The sequence below is a fragment of the Streptomyces solicamelliae genome, from assembly GCF_045348655.1.
Taxonomy (GTDB): domain Bacteria; phylum Actinomycetota; class Actinomycetes; order Streptomycetales; family Streptomycetaceae; genus Streptomyces; species Streptomyces solicamelliae.
In genome coordinates, this window is record NZ_CP160404.1 from 3,945,487 (window position 1) to 3,966,883 (window position 21,397).

General features: G+C 71.6%; 21 protein-coding genes. 13 read left to right on the top strand and 8 right to left on the bottom strand.

Annotation, left to right across the window (positions count from 1 at the left end; genetic code table 11):
* Window positions 1-34: 34 nt before the first annotated feature.
* The 5 genes from ABZO31_RS18375 to ABZO31_RS18395 all read left to right on the top strand — a co-directional run bounded on the left by ABZO31_RS18375 (window position 35) and on the right by ABZO31_RS18395 (window position 4,646).
* Window positions 35-1,492 carry an aldehyde dehydrogenase family protein gene (locus ABZO31_RS18375; RefSeq protein ID WP_406862317.1) on the top strand — a complete coding sequence of 486 codons (1,458 nt, stop codon included), beginning with the start codon at window positions 35-37 and terminating at the stop codon, window positions 1,490-1,492.
* Between the two features lie 101 nt (window positions 1,493-1,593).
* Window positions 1,594-2,133 (top strand): DinB family protein, encoded by a 540-nt coding sequence (locus ABZO31_RS18380; RefSeq protein ID WP_406862318.1) that lies wholly within the window; start codon window positions 1,594-1,596, stop codon window positions 2,131-2,133.
* 58 nt (window positions 2,134-2,191) lie between these two features.
* The gene (locus ABZO31_RS18385) at window positions 2,192-2,839 is read left to right on the top strand and encodes a PadR family transcriptional regulator (RefSeq protein ID WP_406862319.1); all 648 of its coding nucleotides are present in this window, start codon (window positions 2,192-2,194) and stop codon (window positions 2,837-2,839) included.
* 86 nt (window positions 2,840-2,925) lie between these two features.
* The gene (locus ABZO31_RS18390; RefSeq protein ID WP_406862320.1) at window positions 2,926-3,885 is read left to right on the top strand and encodes an ATP-binding cassette domain-containing protein; all 960 of its coding nucleotides are present in this window, start codon (window positions 2,926-2,928) and stop codon (window positions 3,883-3,885) included.
* A complete protein-coding gene (locus tag ABZO31_RS18395; RefSeq protein WP_406862321.1) occupies window positions 3,882-4,646 on the top strand; it encodes an ABC transporter permease in 765 nt (254 codons plus the stop codon). The genes ABZO31_RS18390 and ABZO31_RS18395 overlap by 4 nt, the downstream gene beginning before the upstream one ends.
* A gap of 61 nt (window positions 4,647-4,707) precedes the next feature.
* On the opposite strand, the gene ABZO31_RS18400 is transcribed toward ABZO31_RS18395, so the two are convergent.
* The gene (locus ABZO31_RS18400) at window positions 4,708-6,114 is read right to left on the bottom strand and encodes a glutamate decarboxylase (RefSeq protein ID WP_406862322.1); all 1,407 of its coding nucleotides are present in this window, start codon (window positions 6,112-6,114) and stop codon (window positions 4,708-4,710) included.
* A gap of 24 nt (window positions 6,115-6,138) precedes the next feature.
* On the bottom strand, window positions 6,139-7,371 hold the full coding sequence (locus ABZO31_RS18405; protein WP_406865395.1) for an ion channel protein: 1,233 nt from the start codon (window positions 7,369-7,371) through the stop codon (window positions 6,139-6,141).
* Between the two features lie 244 nt (window positions 7,372-7,615).
* Between ABZO31_RS18405 and ABZO31_RS18410 the strand changes: the two genes are divergently transcribed.
* The gene (locus ABZO31_RS18410; protein ID WP_406862323.1) at window positions 7,616-8,392 is read left to right on the top strand and encodes a MerR family transcriptional regulator; all 777 of its coding nucleotides are present in this window, start codon (window positions 7,616-7,618) and stop codon (window positions 8,390-8,392) included.
* Window positions 8,393-8,641: 249 nt separating this feature from the next.
* Here the strand turns inward: ABZO31_RS18410 and ABZO31_RS18415 are convergent, their stop codons facing one another.
* A complete protein-coding gene (locus ABZO31_RS18415) occupies window positions 8,642-9,010 on the bottom strand; it encodes a YbjQ family protein (protein WP_406862324.1) in 369 nt (122 codons plus the stop codon).
* 152 nt (window positions 9,011-9,162) lie between these two features.
* Between ABZO31_RS18415 and ABZO31_RS18420 the strand changes: the two genes are divergently transcribed.
* Window positions 9,163-9,870, top strand: a complete 708-nt coding sequence (locus tag ABZO31_RS18420; protein WP_406862325.1) for a DedA family protein — start codon at window positions 9,163-9,165, stop codon at window positions 9,868-9,870.
* Between the two features lie 15 nt (window positions 9,871-9,885).
* On the opposite strand, the gene ABZO31_RS18425 is transcribed toward ABZO31_RS18420, so the two are convergent.
* Both ABZO31_RS18425 and ABZO31_RS18430 read right to left on the bottom strand, forming a co-directional pair.
* Window positions 9,886-11,577, bottom strand: coding sequence for a threonine/serine exporter family protein (locus tag ABZO31_RS18425; protein WP_406862326.1), 1,692 nt, complete (start codon window positions 11,575-11,577; stop codon window positions 9,886-9,888).
* 134 nt (window positions 11,578-11,711) lie between these two features.
* Window positions 11,712-12,203: an inorganic diphosphatase gene (locus ABZO31_RS18430; RefSeq protein ID WP_318104352.1), complete on the bottom strand. Its 492-nt coding sequence runs from the start codon at window positions 12,201-12,203 to the stop codon at window positions 11,712-11,714.
* A 102-nt stretch (window positions 12,204-12,305) separates the two neighbouring features.
* Between ABZO31_RS18430 and dacB the strand changes: the two genes are divergently transcribed.
* The 6 genes from dacB to folE all read left to right on the top strand — a co-directional run bounded on the left by dacB (window position 12,306) and on the right by folE (window position 19,751).
* Window positions 12,306-13,733 carry a D-alanyl-D-alanine carboxypeptidase/D-alanyl-D-alanine-endopeptidase gene (gene dacB / locus ABZO31_RS18435; protein WP_406862327.1) on the top strand — a complete coding sequence of 476 codons (1,428 nt, stop codon included), beginning with the start codon at window positions 12,306-12,308 and terminating at the stop codon, window positions 13,731-13,733.
* 72 nt (window positions 13,734-13,805) lie between these two features.
* Window positions 13,806-14,933: a zinc-dependent metalloprotease gene (locus ABZO31_RS18440; RefSeq protein WP_406862328.1), complete on the top strand. Its 1,128-nt coding sequence runs from the start codon at window positions 13,806-13,808 to the stop codon at window positions 14,931-14,933.
* Window positions 14,934-15,144: 211 nt separating this feature from the next.
* The gene (gene tilS, locus ABZO31_RS18445; protein WP_406862329.1) at window positions 15,145-16,272 is read left to right on the top strand and encodes a tRNA lysidine(34) synthetase TilS; all 1,128 of its coding nucleotides are present in this window, start codon (window positions 15,145-15,147) and stop codon (window positions 16,270-16,272) included.
* Window positions 16,273-16,313: 41 nt separating this feature from the next.
* On the top strand, window positions 16,314-16,853 hold the full coding sequence (hpt, locus tag ABZO31_RS18450; RefSeq protein ID WP_067161225.1) for a hypoxanthine phosphoribosyltransferase: 540 nt from the start codon (window positions 16,314-16,316) through the stop codon (window positions 16,851-16,853).
* A 173-nt stretch (window positions 16,854-17,026) separates the two neighbouring features.
* Window positions 17,027-19,045 (top strand): ATP-dependent zinc metalloprotease FtsH, encoded by a 2,019-nt coding sequence (ftsH, locus tag ABZO31_RS18455; RefSeq protein ID WP_406862330.1) that lies wholly within the window; start codon window positions 17,027-17,029, stop codon window positions 19,043-19,045.
* Window positions 19,046-19,145: 100 nt separating this feature from the next.
* Window positions 19,146-19,751, top strand: a complete 606-nt coding sequence (gene folE / locus ABZO31_RS18460) for a GTP cyclohydrolase I FolE (RefSeq protein ID WP_406862331.1) — start codon at window positions 19,146-19,148, stop codon at window positions 19,749-19,751.
* Between the two features lie 43 nt (window positions 19,752-19,794).
* On the opposite strand, the gene ABZO31_RS18465 is transcribed toward folE, so the two are convergent.
* Genes ABZO31_RS18465 through folB form a run of 3 tightly spaced genes read right to left on the bottom strand, consistent with a single transcriptional unit; the run spans window position 19,795 to window position 21,292 of the window.
* The gene (locus tag ABZO31_RS18465; protein ID WP_406862332.1) at window positions 19,795-20,286 is read right to left on the bottom strand and encodes a DUF3180 domain-containing protein; all 492 of its coding nucleotides are present in this window, start codon (window positions 20,284-20,286) and stop codon (window positions 19,795-19,797) included.
* A gap of 50 nt (window positions 20,287-20,336) precedes the next feature.
* Entirely contained in the window at window positions 20,337-20,936 is a 600-nt protein-coding gene (gene folK, locus ABZO31_RS18470; RefSeq protein ID WP_406862333.1) for a 2-amino-4-hydroxy-6-hydroxymethyldihydropteridine diphosphokinase, read from the bottom strand.
* Window positions 20,933-21,292, bottom strand: a complete 360-nt coding sequence (gene folB, locus ABZO31_RS18475) for a dihydroneopterin aldolase (RefSeq protein WP_406862334.1) — start codon at window positions 21,290-21,292, stop codon at window positions 20,933-20,935. Before folB ends, folK begins: the two co-directional genes overlap by 4 nt.
* Window positions 21,293-21,397 lie beyond the last annotated feature (105 nt).

Genomic DNA, 21,397 nt, shown 5'->3' on the forward strand with positions numbered 1-21,397 from the left:
GATGTCCGCCACCGCGGTCAGGGGGTCTCGCCTTATGTCCTACTTCACCGATCTGGCGCTCCAGTACATCGACGGGGAGTGGAAGCCGGGCAGCGGGTCCTGGGACATCATCGACTTCAACCCGTACGACGGGGAGAAGCTCGCCTCCATCACCATCGCCACCGTGGAGGAGGTGGACCGGGCCTACCGGGCCGCCGAGCGCGCTCAGGCCGCCTGGGCCGAGACCAACCCGTACGCGCGCCGGGCGGTGTTCGAGCGGGCGCTGCGGCTCGTCGAGGAGCGCGAGGAGCAGATCGCCGCGACCATGGTGGCGGAGCAGGGCGGCACGCGCCTGAAGGCCGCCTTCGAGCTGCACCTCGCCAAGGAGTTCCTGCGCGAGGCGATCCAGCTGTCGCTCCGCCCCGAGGGGCGAATCCTTCCTTCACCGGTGGACGGCAAGGAGAACCGGGTCTACCGGGTGCCGGTCGGCGTCGTCGGGGTGATCAGCCCGTTCAACGTGCCCTTCCTGTTGTCGCTGAAGTCGGTCGCGCCGGCGCTCGCTCTGGGCAACGCCGTCGTCCTCAAACCCCACCAGAACACGCCGATCACCGGCGGCACGCTGGTCGCCAAGATCTTCGAGGACGCGGGCCTGCCGCCCGGCCTGCTCAACGTGGTCGTGACCGACATCGCCGAGATCGGCGACGCGCTGATCGAGCACCCGGTTCCGAAGGTCATCTCCTTCACCGGCTCCGACCGCGTCGGCCGGCACGTGGCGACGGTCTGTGCGGCGAACTTCAAGCACGCGATCCTCGAACTCGGCGGCAACAACGCCCTGATCGTGCTGGACGACGCCGATGTGGACTACGCGGTGGACGCCGCCGTGTTCAGCCGCTTCGTGCACCAGGGCCAGGTCTGCATGGCGGCCAACCGGATACTGGTGGACCGCACGCTGGAGGCGGAGTTCACCGAGAAGTTCGTCGCCCGGGTGAAGGCGCTGCGGGTCGGCGACCCGGACGACCCGGCGACGCACATCGGCCCGCTGATCAACCCCCAGCAGGCGGCGGCGGTCTCCTCGGTCGTCGAGCAGGCCGTGGCGGCCGGGGCGACGGCGCTGGTGCACGGCTCGGCCGACGGCAACGTGGTCTCCCCGTCCGTCCTGGCCGGCATCCCGGACGACGCGCCGATCCTGAGCCAGGAGATCTTCGGCCCGGTCGCGCTGATCCTGCCGTTCGACGGCGAGGAGGAGGCCGTACGGATCGCCAACGACACCCCGTACGGGCTCAGCGGCGCCGTGCATACCGGGGACGTGGAGCGGGGCGTGCGGGTCGCCAAGCGCATCCACACCGGCATGATCCACATCAACGACGGCACCGTGCACGACGAGCCGATCGTGCCCTTCGGCGGCGAGAAGCACTCGGGCGTCGGCCGGCTGAACGGCGAGGCGATGGTCGAGGCGTTCACGACCCAGAAGTGGATCTCGGTGCAGCACGGCCGCAGCCGCTTCCCGTTCTGATCGAGCCGGATCCGTGGCCCTGAGCCCTTGCGGACCGTATCTGTCCGCAAGGGCTCCTACCGTGAGCTGTGTAGAGAGAACCCCCACGGAAGGCGGATCCCATGGTTGCCCTCGTTCCCACCGAGGCCCCCGGCGACGAGCGCGGTGCGCTCCTGAACTTCATCGAGGTCCAGCGGGCCGCCCTGCGCCGCGCGGTCCTCGGTCTCACCGAGGAGCAGGCGGCGAGCCGCCCCAGCGCCAGTGAACTCAGTCTGTCCGGGCTGATCAAACATGTCGCCGAGGTCGAACTGAACTGGCTGCGGCTCGCCCAGCAGAGGTCCAACGAGAAGCAGCGCACCCAGGAGACCTGGAGCGAGGCGTTCCGGCTGGTCGACGGCGAGACGATCCCCGCGATCCTGGCGTTCTGGGACGACGTGGCGAAGCAGACCGAGGACTTCGCGCGGTCCGTGCCCAGCCTGGACGACACCTTCCCGCTGCCGCCCGCGCCCTGGTTCCCGAAGGACGGCCGGGTCAGCATCCGCTGGATGCTGCTGCACCTGGTGCAGGAGACGGGCCGGCACGCGGGGCACGCGGACATCGTCCGGGAGTCGCTGGACGGCGCCACCTCGTTCGAGCTGATCGCCCGGGAGCAGGAAGGCTGAGTTCCGCGGCCCGTCCGGCGCCTCTACCCTAGTCAAAATTGATCAGGGAGGTGGAGGCATGTCGGCGATCCGGCTCCTCGTCCTGGGTGCGGTCAAGCAGCACGGGCGGGCGCACGGCTACCAGGTCCGCAACGACCTGGAGTACTGGGGCGCGCACGAGTGGTCCAATGCCAAGCCCGGCTCGATCTATCACGCGCTCAAGCAGATGGCCAAGCAGGGCCTGCTGCACGCGTACGAGATCGCGCCGAGCACGGCCGGCGGCCCGCCGCGCGTCGAGTACGAGCTCACCGAGCAGGGCGGGGAGGAGTTCCTCGCGCTGCTGCGTGAGGCGCTGACCACCTACGACCAGAAGATGGACGTCCTGTCGGCCGGCATCGGCTTCATCGTGGACCTGCCGCGGGCCGAGGTCGTGGAGCTGCTGCGCCGGCGGGTGGAGGCGCTCGACGAGTGGCGCGCCTCGGTGACCGAGTACTACACCCCGGAGGGCGGCCCGGAGCAGCTCGGTCACATCGGCGAGATCATGCACTACTGGATCGCCACGGCCGACGCGGGCAAGGCGTGGACGCTGGGCCTGATCGAGCGGATCGAGGGCGGGGCGTACGTCTTCGCGGGCGAGGGCGAGCCCTTCGTCGGGGTGCTGGCCGAGGGCCAGGAGAACCCGTACGCGACGGGCGACGAGACCGACGGGACTGATGGGGAAGATTAGCTAATCAAGTTTGACCAATGGGATCCGGGGCACTACCTTCTCCGGTGGTCAAATTTGACTACCAGTGTGGTGCGGAGGTGCACGGGATGACAGCGGACGCGATCCTCGTCGAGGGCGTACGCAAGCGGTACGGCGACAAGCAGGCGCTCGACGGACTCGACCTGGCTGTGCGGCGCGGCACGGTCCACGGGGTCCTCGGGCCCAACGGCGCGGGCAAGACCACCACGGTGCGGATCCTGGCCACGCTGCTCCGCCACGACGAGGGCGTGGTGCGGGTGGCCGGGCACGACGTACGGACGGAGGCGGACGCGGTACGGCGGCGGATCGGGCTGCTCGGCCAGCACGCGGCGCTCGACGAGGAGCTGGGCGGCCGGCAGAACCTGGAGATGTTCGGCCGGCTGTACCACCTGGGCGCGCGGCGCGCCGGGCAGCGGGCCGACGAGCTCCTGGAGCGCTTCGGGCTCGCGGACGCCGGGCGCAAGCCCGTGGGGCAGTACAGCGGCGGGATGCGGCGGCGCCTGGATCTGGCGGCCTCGCTGATCACGGAGCCCGAGGTGCTGTTCCTCGACGAGCCCACCACCGGGCTCGACCCGCGCGGCCGGGCGGAGGTCTGGGAGTCCGTGCGCTCCCTGGTCGGCGGCGGCACGACGGTGCTGCTGACCACGCAGTACCTCGAGGAGGCCGATCAGCTGGCCGACCGGATCGCGGTCGTGGACCGCGGCCGGGTGGTCGCGGACGGCACCCCGGACGAGCTGAAGTCGCGGGCCGGGCAGGACCGGATCGACGTGGTCGTACGCGATGGGGCCCGGCTCGCCGAGGCGGCCGCGCTGCTGCCGGCCGGGCCCGGAGAGGCGGCGGTGGACCCGGACCGGCGCCGGGTCAGCGTGCCGGTGAACGACCGGATGGCCTCGCTGGCGGAGACCGTGCGGGCCTTGGAGGAGGCCGGGATCGAGGCGGAGGACCTCGCCCTGCGGCGGCCGACGCTCGACGAGGTGTTCCTGCGGCTGACCGGCCCGAAGCGCGAGGACGAAGAGGTGATCGCATGAGTACGGCGTACGTGGTGAGCGACTGCTGGACCATGACCCGGCGTGAACTGGCGCACTGGGCGCGGCAGCCGGTCCAGGTCCTGGTGGGCCTGGTGTTCCCGGTGATGATGCTGCTGATGTTCGGCTACCTGGTCGGCGGCGGCCGGGGCGTGCAGGGCGAGTACGTGGACTTCCTGGTGCCCGGGATGCTCACGCTGACCATGGTGTTCGGCCTTGAGGGCACCATGACGGCGATCACCCAGGACCTGAACAAGGGCGTGATCGACCGGTTCCGGGCGATGCCGATGGTGGACGGCGCGGTCCTGGTGGGGCGCTCGGCCGCCGACATGCTGCAGTCCGCCGCCGGGCTGCTGGTGATGATCGGGGTCGGGTACGCGATCGGCTGGCGGGCGCACGGCGGCCTCGGTCCCTTCCTCGGGGCGGTGGCGCTCCTGCTGCTCCTGCGGTTCGCGATGCTGTGGATCGGGATCCACCTGGGGCTGGTCGCGGGGCGCGCGGAGCTGGTGCAGGCCGTGCAGATCCTGGTGTGGCCGGTCGGGTTCCTCTCCAACGCGTTCGCGACACCCGAGACGATGCCGGGCTGGCTGGGCGCGGTCGTGGAGTGGAACCCGATGTCGGCGACGGCCACCGCGGTCCGCGAGCTGTTCGGCAACCCGGGCGGCGAGCCGGGCTGGACGCTCGCGGCGGTGCTGTGGCCGCTGACGCTGCTCGCGGTGTTCTTCCCGCTGGCGGTACGGAGGTTCGCCCGGCTGAGCCGGTAGGCATCCGCACCCGGCCGAGCGGTCAGCCGTCCGCACCCGGCCGAGCCGTCAGCCGCCGCGCCTAGTGGTGGAACGATGTCGCCGCCTGCCGGTCCGCGGTGAACGGGCCCGGCTGGCGGCGCAGTTCCGGCAGCAGCCGGTTCAGGTCGTCCACGAACAGCCCCGCCAGGTCCTCCGAGAAGCCGTTGCGGCAGACCACCCGGAGCACCGACAGGTCCTCCCGGTTGGCGGGGAAGGTGTACGCGGGCACCAGCCAGCCGTTCTCCCGCAGCCGCCGCGAGACGTCGAAGACGTCGTACGCGGTGACGTCGTCCGCGGTGGTGAACGCGAACACCGGCAGCTGGTCGCCGCGGGTCAGCAGCCGGAAGTCGCCCATGGCCTCGATCCGTTCGGCGAGGCCGCGGGCGACGTTCCGGGAGGTCTGCTGGACCGCGCGGTAGCCCTCCCGGCCGAGCCGCAGGAACGTGTAGTACTGCGCGACGACCTGGGCGCCGGGCCGGGAGAAGTTCAGTGCGAAGGTCGGCATGTCGCCGCCCAGGTAGTTCACCCGGAACACCAGCTCCTGCGGCAGTTCCTCGGCGGAGCGCCACAGCGCCCAGCCGACGCCCGGGTAGACCAGGCCGTACTTGTGGCCGGAGGTGTTGATCGAGGAGACCCGGGGGAGCCGGAAGTCCCAGACCAGGTCCTCGTCGAGGAAGGGTGCGACCATGGCGCCGGAGGCCCCGTCGACGTGGACGGGGATGTCGAGCCCGGTGCGCTCCTGGAGGGCGTCCAGGGCGGCACAGAGCTCGGCGACGGGCTCGTACGAGCCGTCGAAGGTGGAGCCGAGCACGGCGACGACGCCGATGGTGTTCTCGTCGCAGAGGTCGGCGGCGGCCTGCGGGTCGAGGTGGAAGCGCTCGCCCTCCATCGGCACCAGGCGGGCCTCGACCTCCCAGAAGTTGCAGAACTTCTCCCAGCAGACCTGCACGTTGATGCCCATGACGAGGTTGGGCCGGGCGCTGCTCGGATAGCGGTCCTTGTTGCGGGCCGCCCAGCGGCGCTTGAGGGCCATGCCGGCGAGCATGCAGGCCTCGCTGGAGCCGGTGGTGGAGCAGCCGACGCCGGAGGACGGGTCGGGGGCGTGCCAGAGGTCGGCCAGCATGGAGACGCAGCGGCGCTCCAGTTCGGCGGTGCGCGGGTACTCGTCCTTGTCGATCATGTTCTTGTCGCGGCACTCGGCCATCAGCACCCCGGCCTGGTTCTCCATCCAGGTGGTGACGAAGGTGGCGAGGTTGAGCCGGGCGTTGCCGTCCAGCATCAGCTCGTCGCGGACGAGCTGGTACGCGCTCATCGGCGGCAGCGGGCCGTCGGGCAGCCGGTGTTCGGGCGGTGCCTCGGTCATGCCGCCGACGGGGTTGGCCTCCCCGAAGAACGGGTTGACGGAGGGCCGGCGGTCCGGTTCGGGCGAGCCCTTGTGCAGCGGCATGGGTACTCCAGTGGGGTCGTCGGGTCAGTGCCGGCTGTGGCCGGCGTGGTCGAGTTCGAGCTGCGGCCGGCCGGTGACGACCAGCCAGGCGGGCAGGGACGCCAGGCAGAGCAGCGCGAGCATGGCGGGGGAGGCGGCGAGCACGGCGGCGGTGAAGAGGCTGACCCAGCCCTGCCGGGTGGTCGCGAGGAGCACGCCGAGGACGCCGGAGGCCACCGCGACCGAGGGGTCCACCTCGGGGACGAGGGCGTGGACGAGCAGGCCGAAGGCGGCGCCGACGAAGACCGCGGGGAAGATCCGGCCGCCGCGGAAGCCGCAGGCGGCGGCGACCAGCAGGGCGACGAGCTTGATCACCGTGAACTTCGCCAGCTCCCCGGACGAGTAGGCGCCGATGTCGGAGGTGAGCTCCTTGACCTCGTCCAGGCCCTTGAAGAGCGTCAGCGGGCCGCCCAGGGCCCCCAGCAGGCCCAGCAGTAGCCCGCCGACCGGCAGCATCACCATCGGGTGGCGCAGCCGCTGGAAGGCGCTGTGCAGCGGCGGGAAGGCGTAGCAGCCCGCCAGGCCGAGGACCGCGCCGAGGGTGGCGACGATCAGGGCGGCCAGCAGGTCACCCCAGCCCGGGTGGGTGAGGACGGGCAGGTCCATGTCGAAGCTGGGATGCGCGACGAGGGTGGTGGTCATCGCACCGACCCCGGCGGCGGCCAGCGGCGCGAACAGCCGGTCCCACAGGGAGGCGTGCGCGGGACCCGGCTGCTGGGTGAGCGCCTCGGAGATCACCAGGGCGGCGGCGACCGGCGTGCCGAACAGGGCGCCGATGGTGGCGGCCGAGGCGAGCGACACCCACAGCGCCCCGGGCGCGCCGGGCAGGACGCGGCGGCCCAGCCAGTACGTGAGCGCGATGTTGGCGGCGATGATCGGGTACTCGGGGCCGAGGCTGACCCCGCCGGCCAGCGCCAGCATCGTGGCGACCAGCAGGCCCGGGACGGTGCCCGGGGGCACCGGCGCCCCGCCGAGGCCGGCCTCGGCCGGGTCCTCGCCGGCGTGCCCGTGGACCTTCCAGACGACCAGGCCGACCGCGATGCCGGTGGCCGTGAGCATCACGATGATCCACAGGGAGGAGTACCGGCCGATGCCGAGCGCGTCGGGCAGGGTCTCCCACAGGACGCCCTGGAGGTTCTCGGCGAGCCCGCTGATCGTCAGGAAGAGCAGGCTCGCGAGCGCCCCGACCACGACCGCGGGCACGACCAGCCGCAGCAGCTGCCGTGCGGGCGTCGCGGGCGGCGGGGTGGGTGCGGAGGGTGCGGCGGGTCCGGCCGGCGGGGGCGGTCCGGCCGGTGCGGCGGGTCCGCCGGGGTCTGCTGAGGGGCTGTCAGGGGCCACCGCCCCACCATAAAGGGGCAAATGCGACACAACATCCCGAAAATCCGGCGTGTACGCGCTTGAACCTCACGCCGCGTGAGGCGGCACGCTGGTTCCCGAACGCACGAAGGGAGCGAGGGCCATGAGCTACGCCGTGGGACAGGTCGCCGGTTTCGCCGGGGTCACGGTGCGCACGCTGCACCACTACGACGAGATCGGACTGCTCTCCCCGAGCGCGCGCAGCCACGCGGGACACCGGCGCTACGACGACGGCGACCTCGACCGGCTGCAGCAGATCCTGTTCTACCGGGAACTGGGCTTCCCGCTGGAGCAGGTCGCGTCCCTGCTCGACGATCCCGAGGCGGACCCGCAGGAACACCTGCGGCGGCAGCACGAGCTGCTCACCACCCGGATCGCCGAGCTCCAGAAGATGGCCGAGGCCGTCGAGCACGCCATGGAGGCGAAGAAGATGGGCATCAACCTCACGCCCGAGGAGAAGTTCGAGGTCTTCGGGGACAACGACCCCGAGCAGTACGCCGAGGAGACCGAGGCCCGCTGGGGCGACACCGACGCGTACAAGGAGTCCCAGCGCCGCACGGCCCGCTACACCAAGGCGGACTGGCAGCGCATGCAGGAGCAGAACGAGGACTGGGGCCGCCGCTACGACGCCCTGATGTCCGAGGGCGAGCCCGCGGACGGCGCGCGTGCCATGGACCTGGCCGAGGAGCACCGGCAGAACATCAACGCCTGGTACTACGAGTGCGACCTCCACATGCACACCTGCCTGGGCGACATGTACGTCGCGGACGAGCGCTTCACCGCGTTCTACGACGCCATCCGCCCCGGCATGGCCCGGCACCTGCGCGACGCGATCCACGCGAACGCCCGGCGCCACGGCCACACCCCGGACGCCGCCTAGGGCCTGCCCGGCGGATCATGGCCGGGTCCGCGCCGCCTGGCACGGCACCTCGCCGCGTTGCCGAAACGCCCCAATAGCTCCGCTATCGAGACGCTCCGGCGCCTTGCGATGCACCGCACCAGACGCCGCGGCCTGTCCGACCCTGATCCGCCGGACAGGCCCTGGTCCGTACGGGGAACGAGGGCCCCGTTCCCCGTACGGCTCCCGGCCCCGGTCGGACCTTCGAGGCGAGCAGATCGGACCTTCGGGTCAGACCTTCGGGGCGAGCACCACGGCCGTGCCGTACGCGCACACCTCCGTGCCCACGTCCGCGGCCTCCGAGACGTCGAAGCGGAACATCAGGACCGCGTTCGCGCCGCGTGCCTTCGCCTGCTCCACCAGGCGCCCCATGGCCTGGTTGCGGGTCTCCACCAGGGTCTTCGTCAGGCCCTTCAGCTCGCCGCCGACCAGGGACTTCAGACCCGCGCCGATCTGGCTGCCGATGTGCCGGGACCGGACGGTCAGGCCGAAGACCTCGCCGATCACCTCCCTGACCTCGTACCCGGGCACGTCGTTCGTCGTGACCACCAGGACGTCGGGGTGCGGGCCCTGCCCGCCGCCGTACTCGTCGATACTCATGGCGACAGGCTCACCCCGGAGCGTGGCCGCCGCATCCCGTGCGCGGTTCCACGGGCACCGGGGGGCACCCGTGGAACCCGGGCCGTTCAGGAAGCGTTGGTACCTTGGGGCGGCCGTCCCCGCCCCGCACGCGACCCTGGAGCCCGCAACCCGTGAACACGCTTGCCCTCGGCCCGAGCTGGCTGGACCCGGACTATCTGATCCAGACCTTCGGTCTGATCGGTGTCCTGGTCATCGTCTTCGCCGAGTCCGGACTCCTCATCGGCTTCTTCCTGCCCGGTGACTCACTGCTGTTCACCACCGGCCTGCTGGTCACCACCGGCAAGCTGGACTCCCCGCTGTGGCTGGTCTGCACGCTGGTGGTGGCCGCCGCGATCATCGGCGACCAGGTGGGGTACCTCTTCGGCCGCAAGGTCGGCCCCGCGCTGTTCAAGCGCCCGGACTCCAAGCTCTTCAAGCAGGAGAACGTGGAGAAGGCGCACGTCTTCTTCGAGAAGCACGGCCCGAAGTCGCTGATCCTGGCCCGCTTCGTGCCGATCGTGCGCACCTTCACGCCGATCATCGCCGGCGTGAGCCGGATGAACTACCGCTCGTTCATCACGTTCAACATCATCGGCGGAGTCCTGTGGGGCGCCGGCGTGACGCTGCTCGGCGCCTCCCTCGGCAAGATCGACTTCGTGCACCGGCACATCGAGGCCATCCTCATCCTCATCGTGCTGATCTCCGTGCTGCCGATCGTCATCGAGTTCCTGCGGGCCCGCTCCCAGGCCAAGAAGGCCGAAGCGGCCGGCGACGAGACCCCGCCGGCCCAGGGCCAGGGCCAGGGCGGTGGCGGCCGCGGCCGCCACGCCAAGCGCTAGCAGCAGCCGTACGAGCTAGAAGCCGCGCGTCCGCTTGGCCGCGCGGCGGGCCGCGCCCACACCCGGGGCCCGCATGAACATGCGGGCCAGCTCGCCGCCCAGGTTCACCCCGATCGCGATCGCCAGGGCCAGCGCCGCCGCCTTCGCCAGCGAGGTGAAGCCCTGGTCCAGATTGTTCTGGGCGATCGCCAGCACCCCGAAGTACGTCGCCGAACCCGGCAGCAGCGGCCCGATCGCCGCCGTCACGTACGGCAGCGACGAGGAGTGCTCGTACCGGGCGATCAGCTGGCCGAACAGACCCACCAGACCGGCCGCCACCGCCGTCGCCATCACCGACGAGCCGCCCGCCGTCACCGCGATCGACGCGTACACCACCCAGGCCACGCCCCCGTTCAGGGTCGCGATCCACACCGTCGCCCGGCTCTGCTGCAGCAGCACCGCGAACGTCAGGCACAGCACCATCGCCGCCAGGATCTGCACCACCGGCCGCTCGACCGGCAGCAGCGTCCCCTCCGGGTTCAGATTGGCGTCGAACTGCACCGCCACGTACAGCACCGACAGCACGCCCACGACGATCGCCACGAAGAAGTACCCGACCTCCAGGAGCCGGGCCGAGGCCGTGATGTAGAAGCCGGTCAGACCGTCCTGCACCGCCGAGACCAGCGCCCGCCCCGGGATCAGCGCGAACAGACCACCGGTGATCACCGCCGACGGCCGCAGATCCGCGTGCAGCAGAGTCAGCAGCACCCCCAGCGTCGCCGGCGGCATCGCCGCCACCAGGAACTGGTAGAACTCCGGCAGCCCGCGCCCCGCGCACAGCCACGCCAGCCGGTCGCCGAGCACCGCGCCCAGCGCCGCCACGAGGAACACCGTCAGATCGCCGCCGAGCAGCACCGACGCCGCCCCCGCCAGCACACCCGCCGCCGTGGTCAGCACCCAGCCGGGGTACGGGTGCCGGTTGCGCCGGATCTCCGCCAGCCGCCGGTACGCCTCCTCCGGCGAGACCTCGTGGTCCGGCGCGTTGATGTCGGCCAGCAGGTGGTACACGGCCTCCAGGCGGGTGTAGTCCGTACCGCGCCGGCGCACCGTGCGGTTCGCCGTGACCGGCGCGTCCACCAGCGACGGCTGGTACGTGATCGACAGCAGCGTGAACGTCACGCCCGGCTCGCAGCGGTCCAGCCCGTAGCTGCGGCAGATCGCCAGCATCGCCGCCTCGACGTCCTCCGCGCCCTCGCCGCCCGCGAGCAGCAGCTCGCCGATGCGGAGCGTGAGGTCGAGCACGCGCGGCACGTTCGGCCCGCTCTCCCCCTCCGCAGGCAGCTCCGGAACGGGCCGCTCCGCCGCCGGCAGCCGCAGCATCGTCCGCATCCGGTCCTGCCACGGCGCGTCCTTCGACAGCCGCACCATCGGCACGCCCTGCGCGGGCGTGAACGCGGGCGGGGAGGTGTGCGCCGAGTACGTCGACGGGGTCGCGAACGCGGAGCCCTCCTGCTCCGCCGACGACTCCGGCTCCGGGCTCTCCACGCCCGCCGGCAGCGCGAACTCGGAGGTCGGATGGTCCTCCTCCGGCGCGGCCGGCTGCTCGACCCCGGCCGGCGGCGTGAACGCGCTGCGCGCCTCGTCCGACCGCGGCTTGCGGTCCTCCGCAGCCTCGTCCGGACCCTCCGGGCCGCCCCGGTCCTCCGGGCCCTCCGGACTCGCCACCACTCGCTCCGCCTTCACTCCCTGCCCGGCGCCCGTCGCCGCCCGGCCCTCGGTCGGTCCCAGTATGAACGCGCGACGGGCGGCGCACCCGACGCGGGTGCGCCGCCCGTCACGGACAGCGGATCAAGCCGGCAGGCTCAGTGGCCGCCCTGCTCCTGGAAGCGCTTGTACGACTTCTCGACCTCGGCCTCGGCCTCGGCGCGGCCGACCCAGTCGGCGCCCTCGACCGACTTGCCCGGCTCCAGGTCCTTGTAGACCTCGAAGAAGTGCTGGATCTCCAGGCGGTCGAACTCCGACACGTGGTGGATGTCGCGCAGGTGCTCGACACGCGGGTCGGTCGCCGGGACGCAGAGCAGCTTGTCGTCGCCGCCCGCCTCGTCCGTCATGCGGAACATGCCGATGGCGCGGCACTTGATCAGGCAGCCCGGGAAGGTGGGCTCGTCCAGGATGACCAGCGCGTCCAGCGGGTCGCCGTCCTCGCCCAGGGTGTTCTCGATGTACCCGTAGTCCGCCGGGTAGGCGGTCGACGTGAAGAGGCGGCGGTCCAGGCGGATGCGGCCGGTCTCGTGGTCGACCTCGTACTTGTTGCGGGACCCCTTGGGGATCTCGATGAGAACGTCGAACTCCACGGGTGGCTCCTCCTGAATCAACACATGTCAATGCTCGCGACGGCGCGCGGTGATTAAGTGTCCCTCACGCAGGTGTGTGATCGCGAAAGGGGCTGGTCAGCGATGCCGGAGCCGAGACTGTGGCAGCTCACGGCGGGCTCGGCCGTCCTGGGGCTCGTCCTGGCCGCCGGAGCGGTGGCCGCGGCCGGTCCCTGGGACAACGGTCAGCGTAAGGCCGAGCGGGCCGAGGCGGTCGCCGCGGAACGGACAGGTGGTGCACATCACGCCGCCGCCCGCGCCGCCGAGGGCCTGCCGGCCGCCCCGGAACCCGCCCCCAGCGCCCCCGCCGTCCTCGGCCCCCTCGGCGCCGGCACCCCCGCCGCGGCGGCCGCCGCCGGCCGCCCCGCCGACCTCGCCGCCGTCCTCGTCCCGTTGCTCGGCAACCCCGGCCTCGGCCCGCTGCGCACCGCCTCCGTCGTCGACGTCGCCACCGGCAAGCAGCTGTACGGGCAGGGCGCCGCGACCCCCATGACACCCGCCTCCACCGTCAAGATCGCCACCGCGGCCGCCGCGCTCACCGCCCTCGGCCCCGGCCACCGCATCCCCACCACCGTCACCGCCGCCCCCGACGGCCGCCGCGTCACCCTCACCGGCGGCGGCGACCCCACCCTGGACCGCGCCGGGCTGCGCAGACTCGCCGCCGGCACCGCCCGCGCCCTGCGCGACCGCGGCGTCGCCCAGGTGACCCTGACGTACGACACCTCCCGCTACACCGGCCCCGCCGTGCACCCCATCGGCCCCAACGAGAACATCGCCCCGGTCAGCGCCCTCATGCTCGACGAGGGCCGCACCGACGGCTCCACCAGCGGCCCCGCACCGCGCAGCGCCGACCCCGCCGGCGACACCGCCGCCGCCTTCGCCGCACTGCTGCGCCGCGCCGGCGTCACCGTGCAGGGCGCGCCCACGGCAGGCCGCGCCCCCGCCGGATCCACCACCGTCGCCCGGACCTACTCCCGGCCCCTCGCCGCCCTCGTCGAGCGCATGCTCACGAACAGCGACAACGACCTCGCCGAAGCCCTCGCCCGCCAGACCGCCCTCAAGGCGAAGAAGCCCGCGAGCTTCGCCGGCGCCCAGCAGGCCGTCCGCGACCGCCTCGAGAGCATCGGCGTCCCCGTCGCCGGAGCCCGCCTCGCCGACGGCAGCGGCCTCGACCGCAACGACCGCCTCTCCGCCGCCGCCCTCACCACGATCCTCACCCGCGCGGCCGACCCCGCCCGCCCCGAACTCCGCCCCGTCCTCACCGGACTCCCCGTCGGCGGCTTCACCGGCACCCTCGCCGGCCGCTACGCCGACCCCGCCGCCACCCCCGGCGCGGGCACCGTGCGCGCCAAGACCGGCACCCTCACCGGCGTCAACACCCTCGCCGGGACCGTCGTCACCGCCGACGGGCGGCTGCTCGCCTTCGCGTTCCTCGCCGGCCGCACCCCCTCCCCGTACGCCGCACAGCCCGCCCTCGACCGGCTCTCCGCCGCCCTCGCCCCGAACGGCTGACCGATCCACGTCCCGAACGCCCGACCGGCGCGAACCCTCACCGATCGCGCCCCGAGAACGTACGGTTGACGCATGACGAGCATCGGTGGTGCCGAGATGGTCGACTGGAACCTCGCGGTCGCGACCGCGACCCGACTGGTACGCCCGGGACCGGAGGTGAGCCGCGACGAGGCACGCGAGGTCGTCGCGGAACTCCGCCGGCACGCCAAGGCGTCCGAGGAACACGTGCGCGCCTTCACGCGCATGATCCCCGAGGGCCACGAGCCCGAGAACACCCCCGTCCTCGTCGTCGACCGGGCCGGCTGGATCCGCGCCAACGTCGCCGGCTTCCGCGAACTCCTCTCCCCGCTCCTCGGCAAGATGCAGGAACGCCGCACCAACACCCCCGGAGGCGCCGTGCTCGGCGCGGTCGGCGGCAAGGTCACCGGCGTGGAGCTCGGAATGCTCCTGTCGTTCCTCTCCTCCCGCGTCCTCGGCCAGTACGAGACCTTCGCCCCCGCCACCCGCGAACTCCCCGCCTCCGACGGCGGCGGCCGACTGCTCCTCGTCGCCCCCAACATCGTCCACGTGGAACGCGAACTGGCCGTCGCCCCCCACGACTTCAGGCTCTGGGTCTGCCTCCACGAAGAGACCCACCGCACCCAGTTCACCGCCGTGCCCTGGCTCCGCGACCACCTCCAGGGCGAGATCCAGGGCTTCCTCTCCGCCACCGACGTCGACCCCGCCACCGTCCTCGAACGACTCCGCCAGGCCGCCCAGGCCTTCGTCGGCGGCCGGCCCGAGGGCGAGGAGGGCGAGCCCACCCAGTCCCTCGTCGAACTCGTCCAGACCCCCGAGCAGCGCGAGATCCTCGGCCGGCTCACCGCCGTCATGTCCCTGCTCGAAGGACACGCCGACTTCGTCATGGACGGCGTCGGACCCCAGGTCGTGCCCTCCGTCCAGGAGATCCGCGAGAAGTTCCAGCAGCGCCGCGCCCGCGGGGCCTCCCGCCTCGACCTCGCCCTGCGCAAACTCCTCGGCCTCGACGCCAAACTCCGCCAGTACCGCGACGGCGAACGCTTCGTCCGCGCCGTCGTCGACCAGGTCGGCATGGACGGCTTCAACCGCATCTGGACCTCCCCCAACACCCTGCCCACCAAGGCGGAGATCGCCGAACCCGCGGACTGGGTGGCGAGGGTGCACCGTAAAGCAGACTCCTGAGCCTGGTGGTGCCGATGACGGAAGAAAGCCCCAGCCATCACCCATCCGAGGGACCGTAGGCGAGGGGTAGGCGTGCAATGCTCGGGTAACGGCCGAGTTCTGTCACCATCGACGCACTCTGAGTGACCGAACCCCCTCTTCCGACCGTTAAGACTCCGACCGAGCCACCCCTCACCTCTCCACGCAGTCCTCTCCACGAAGGGCACCGGACATGGGTCCCCATCCAGCGGTCGCGGCGATACGCCTGGCGGTCCGCCGCGTACTCCACGACGTCATCACCGAACACCAGGCACACACGGCCGCGCACCCGCCCGCCGAGGCTCCGCACACGCCGCACACCCCGCTCGTCCCCCTCCCGGACCGACCCGCTCCGCTGGTCCCCCTCCCGGACCGACCCGCTCCGCTGGTCCCCCTCCCGGACCGACCCGCTCCGCTGGTCCTCGTCGCCTGCTCCGGCGGCGCCGACTCCATGGCGCTCGCCTCCGCGCTCGCCTTCGAGGCCCGCAAGACAGGCGTCCGCGCCGGCGGCATCACCGTCGACCACGGCCTCCAGGACGGCTCCGCACTGCGCGCCGCCGAGGTCTGCGTCCGCATGACCGCCCTCGGCCTCGACCCCGTCGAATCCGTCGCCGTCACCGTCGGCCGCGAAGGAGGACCCGAGGCCGCCGCCCGCGACGCCCGCTACGCAGCCCTCGACGCCACCGCCGAGCGCCACGGCGCCGCCGCCGTCCTCCTCGGCCACACGCGCGACGACCAGGCCGAAACAGTCCTCCTCGGCCTCGCCCGCGGCTCCGGGATCCGCTCCCTGTCCGGCATGGCGGCCGTCAGCGGCGCCACCCGCCGCTACCGACGCCCCTTCCTGCAGCTCGACCGGCAGACCGTCCGCAAGGCCTGCGTCGCCCAGGAACTCGCCGTCTGGGACGACCCCCACAACGCCGACCCCGCCTACACCCGCTCCCGGCTCCGCCACGAGGGCCTGCCCGCCCTCGAGAAGGCGCTCGGCAAAGGCGTCGTCGAAGCCCTCGCCCGGACGGCCCAACTCTCCCGCGACGACGCCGACGCCCTCGACACCTGGGCCGCCGACGCCGAGGCCGCCGTACGCGACGAGACCGGCGTGCTCGAATGCGCGAAACTCTTCGGCCTGCCCCCCGCCGTACGCCGCCGCGTACTGCGCCGCGCCGTCATCGCCGAGGGCGCCCCCGCCGGCTCGCTGTTCGCCCGGCACATCGAAGAAGTCGACCGGCTGATCACCGGATGGCGCGGCCAGGGCGCCATCAATCTGCCCGGACGCGTCGAGGCACGACGCCAGGGTGGCAGACTGGTCATCCGGCAAGGCTGACGCAAGCTGCAACGAAAGTGACCCGGGTGAACGAGAAGGACATGGGCACCGACCTCCAGTCGGTGCTCATCACCAAGGAAGAGATCGACGCGAAGCTGGCCGAGCTGGCCGCGAAGATCGACGCGGAGTACGCGGGCAAGGACCTGCTCATCGTCGGTGTCCTCAAGGGCGCCGTGATGGTGATGGCGGACCTGGCGCGCGCGCTGTCCACCCCCGTCACCATGGACTGGATGGCCGTCTCGTCGTACGGCGCGGGCACCCAGTCCTCCGGCGTGGTCCGCATCCTGAAGGACCTCGACACCGACATCAAGGGCAAGCACGTCCTGATCGTCGAGGACATCATCGACTCCGGCCTGACCCTGTCGTGGCTGCTGTCGAACCTCGGCTCGCGCGAGCCGGCCTCCCTCGAGGTCTGCACCCTGCTGCGCAAGCCGGACGCCGCCAAGGTCGCGATCGACGTCAAGTGGATCGGCTTCGACATCCCCAACGAATTCGTCGTGGGATACGGGCTCGACTACGCGGAGAAGTACCGCAATCTCCCCTTCGTGGGCACGCTGGCCCCGCACGTCTACGGCGGCTGAGGCACACTGCCCCCACCGGACACCGCCCGGGGAACCCGCGCCGCCCTCCCACCGTTGAACCATGGGAAGGCGGTCGGGGCTCCCGAGGCTGAGGTACCGTCCGAAGAACAGCTTTTTCTCATAGCAGCATTTACCTACGGGCAGGAGGGACGGAGCGTTCTCGCTCCGTATGGATGGACGTGAAGCGATACTTCCGTGGGCCGGTCATGTGGATCGTGCTGGCCGTCCTCGCCGTGGTCGTGTTGATGCAGGTCGTCGGCTCGTCCGGCGGCTACAAGACGGTGGACACCGCCAAGGTCGTCCAGGCGATCGACGACAACCAGGTCGACCAGGTCAAGCTGACCACCGGCGACGATCAGATCATCAAGGTCGAGCTCAAGAACGACGCCGACAAGAACAAGTACGGCGGCAGCGACAAGATCCAGGCGAGCTACATCGGCACCCAGGGCGCCGACCTCGCCTCCACCCTGCAGAAGAAGTACGCAGCCGGTGAGATCGAGAACGGCTACACCGTCTCGCCCTCCAAGCAGTCGCCGTTCGTCTCGGTGCTGCTCTCGCTGCTGCCCTTCGTCCTCATCGTGGTCGTCTTCCTGTTCCTGATGAATCAGATGCAGGGCGGCGGCTCCCGGGTCATGAACTTCGGCAAGTCCAAGGCCAAGCTCATCACCAAGGACACCCCCAAGACCACGTTCGCCGACGTGGCCGGCTCGGACGAGGCCGTCGAGGAGCTCCAGGAGATCAAGGAGTTCCTCCAGGAGCCCGCGAAGTTCCAGGCCGTCGGCGCCAAGATCCCCAAGGGTGTGCTGCTGTACGGCCCGCCCGGAACCGGCAAGACGCTCCTCGCACGCGCCGTCGCGGGCGAGGCCGGCGTGCCGTTCTACTCGATCTCCGGCTCCGACTTCGTCGAGATGTTCGTCGGCGTCGGCGCCTCCCGTGTCCGCGACCTGTTCGAGCAGGCCAAGGCCAACGCCCCGGCCATCGTCTTCGTCGACGAGATCGACGCCGTCGGCCGGCACCGCGGCGCCGGCCTCGGCGGCGGCCACGACGAGCGCGAGCAGACCCTCAACCAGCTGCTCGTCGAGATGGACGGCTTCGACGTCAAGGGCGGCGTCATCCTGATCGCCGCCACCAACCGTCCCGACATCCTCGACCCGGCCCTCCTGCGCCCCGGCCGCTTCGACCGCCAGATCGCGGTCGACCGTCCGGACATGCAGGGCCGTCTGGAGATCCTCAAGGTCCACCAGAAGGGCAAGCCGGTCGCTCCGGACGTCGACCTCGGCGCCGTCGCCCGCCGCACCCCCGGCTTCACCGGTGCGGACCTGTCGAACGTCCTGAACGAGGCGGCGCTCCTGACCGCCCGCTCGGACAAGAAGCTGATCGACAACCACTCGCTGGACGAGGCGATCGACCGTGTGGTCGCGGGCCCGCAGAAGCGGACCCGGATCATGTCGGACAAGGAGAAGAAGATCACCGCGTACCACGAGGGCGGTCACGCCCTGGTCGCGGCGGCCTCGCCGAACTCCGACCCGGTCCACAAGATCACGATCCTCTCCCGCGGCCGGGCCCTCGGCTACACGATGGTCCTGCCGGACGAGGACAAGTACTCGACCACCCGCAACGAGATGCTCGACCAGCTCGCCTACATGCTGGGCGGCCGGGCGGCCGAGGAACTGGTCTTCCACGACCCGACCACGGGCGCCGCGAACGACATCGAGAAGGCCACCGCCACGGCCCGCGCGATGGTCACCCAGTACGGCATGACCGAGCGTCTCGGCGCGATCAAGTTCGGCGGCGACAACACCGAGCCGTTCCTCGGCCGGGAGATGGCGCACCAGCGCGACTACTCGGAAGAGGTCGCCGCGCTCGTCGACGAAGAGGTCAAGAAGCTCATCGAGACCGCGCACAACGAGGCCTGGGAGATCCTGGTCGAGAACCGCGACGTGCTCGACAACCTCGTCCTCGCGCTCCTCGAGAAGGAGACCCTCGGCAAGGAGGAGATCGCCGAGATCTTCGCCCCGATCGTGAAGCGCCCGGCCCGCCCGGCGTGGACCGGCTCGGCCCGCCGCACCCCGTCCACCCGGCCGCCGGTCCTCTCCCCCAAGGAGCTGGCCCTGACGAACGGGGCGACCCCCGCGACGGTGGAGACCACGAAGGCGATCGAGGTCGCCCCGGAGGAGACCCCGGAGGCATAGCCCCTCGACCCCCGGAATGGAAGCCGCGCCCCCACAGGTTTTAGCCTGTGGGGGCGCGGCTTTTCGCCGCGCCGAAGAGTTCGGACGGAACGAGGCACACATGACCGACCCGGTGACGCTGGACGGCGAGGGCACGATCGGCGAGTTCGACGAGAAGCGCGCCGAGAACGCCGTACGAGAGCTCCTCATCGCGGTCGGCGAGGACCCGGACCGCGAGGGGCTGCGGGAGACCCCGGCCCGGGTGGCGCGGGCGTACAAGGAGATATTCGCGGGCCTGTGGCAGCAGCCCGAGGACGTGCTGACGACGACGTTCGACCTCGGCCACGACGAGATGGTGCTGGTCAAGGACATCGAGGTGTACTCGACCTGTGAGCACCACCTCGTCCCGTTCCGGGGCGTGGCGCACGTCGGCTACATCCCCTCGACGTCCGGCAAGATCACCGGGCTGTCGAAGCTGGCCCGTCTGGTGGACGTCTACGCCCGCCGCCCGCAGGTGCAGGAACGACTCACCACACAGGTCGCGGACTCCCTGATGGAGATCCTGGAGCCGCGCGGGGTGATCGTGGTCGTCGAGTGCGAGCACATGTGCATGTCGATGCGCGGCATCCGCAAGCCGGGCGCGAAGACCATCACCTCGGCCGTCCGCGGCCAGCTGCGCGACCCTGCGACCCGCGCCGAGGCGATGAGCCTGATCATGGCCCGCTGAGCCGTTCCGGAGTGTCCCGGGGGCGGGGGGCGGTCGGTACGGCTCAGCGGGCCGTGCCGGCCGCCCCCGTTCCGTTGCCGTTCTCGTCCTCCGGGAGCTTGCAGATCCGTTCCAGGAACAGGGCCGCGGCGATGACCGCGATGCCGGCCACCACCGAGAAGAGGGCGTAGATCGCCTGGTCGCGGCGGGCCGGGATGTCCAGGGAGCCGAGGAGGAAGACGCCGGCGCCGCCGTACATGCCGGAGACGACGGCGGCGACCAGGGCGCTGGCCTGGGCGAACACGACCGCGCGGGCGGCCATCAGCGGGTCGACGCCCTTCGCGCCCGGGCGGCGGTCCCGCTGGGCCTTCAGCCGGGCGCGGATCGACAGGGCCGTGGCGGTCAGGACCGCCGCGATGGCGGCCAGGACGATCGGCGCGGCGAGCGGGACGCTCGGCAGGGTGCCGATGGCGTCCCACAGGCGGGCCGCGCCCCACGAGAGGATCCCGGCCCCGAGGAAGAGCCCGGCGAGGACCTTCAGCCGTAGTTGTTTCACCGGGTGCCCTTCGTGGTCGGTCGTCGCTCAGCTCTCGCTGAGCGTAACGGCTACTCGGGGAGTCGGAGTTCCAGGTCGGGGCGGGCTTCGACGCCGTCGCGGCCGACGGCGGTCAGAAGGTCGGCGACGGCGCCGCGGCCGGTGATCAGGGCCTCGGGCTCGACGTCGTGCCAGGGGGCGAGGACGAAGGCGCGCTGGTGGGCGCGGGGGTGCGGCAGGGTGAGGACGGGGTCGTCGGAGACCACGTCCGCGTACGCCACGATGTCGACGTCGATGGTGCGGGAGCCCCAGCGCTCCTCGCGGACGCGGTGGAAGGCCTCCTCGACGGCGTGGGCGCGCTCCAGGAGGGAGGAGGGCGGCAGTGTCGTCTTCACGACGACGACCGCGTTGAGGTACGAGGGCTGGCTGCCGGGTTCGACGCCCCAGGGTTCGGTCTCGTACACGGGGGAGACGGCCTTGACCCGGACGCCGGGGGTGTCCTCCAGTGCGTCCACGGCGCCCTGGAGGGTCTCCAGGCGGTTGCCGAGGTTGGCGCCGAGGGCGATGACCGCCCGCTTGGGGTTGGACAGGGTGACGTCCGCGGCGTCGACCGTCTCGACGACGGAGGCCGGCACGGGCTGCACGGTCGGGTCGCTGTGCGTGGCGTTCATACGCGGCTCCGGGTGATGGTGACGGTGACATCGTCGAAGGGCACGGTGATCGGTGCGTCGGGCTTGTGCACGACGACCTCCACCTCCTGGACGCGGTCGTGCTTGAGGCACTGCTGGGCGATGCGCTCGGCGAGCGTCTCGATGAGGTCGACCGGCTCGCCCTGCACCACGTCGACGACCTCCTCGGCGACGACGCCGTAGTGGACGGTCTTGGTGAGGTCGTCGTCGGCGGCGGCGGGGCGGGTGTCCATGCCGAGGACGAGGTCGACGATGAAGGTCTGGCCCTCTTCGCGTTCCTTGGGGAAGACGCCGTGGTGCCCTCGGGCCTTGAGGCCGCGCAGCGCGACACGATCCACGCGAATCACTCCTGCTGTCGTAGTTCTGTGCACACGCCAGCCGGGTGCGGACGGCCGGGTGTCCTCGTTCGAATCTACCTGCGGGGACCGACAGCGTTGTCCCAC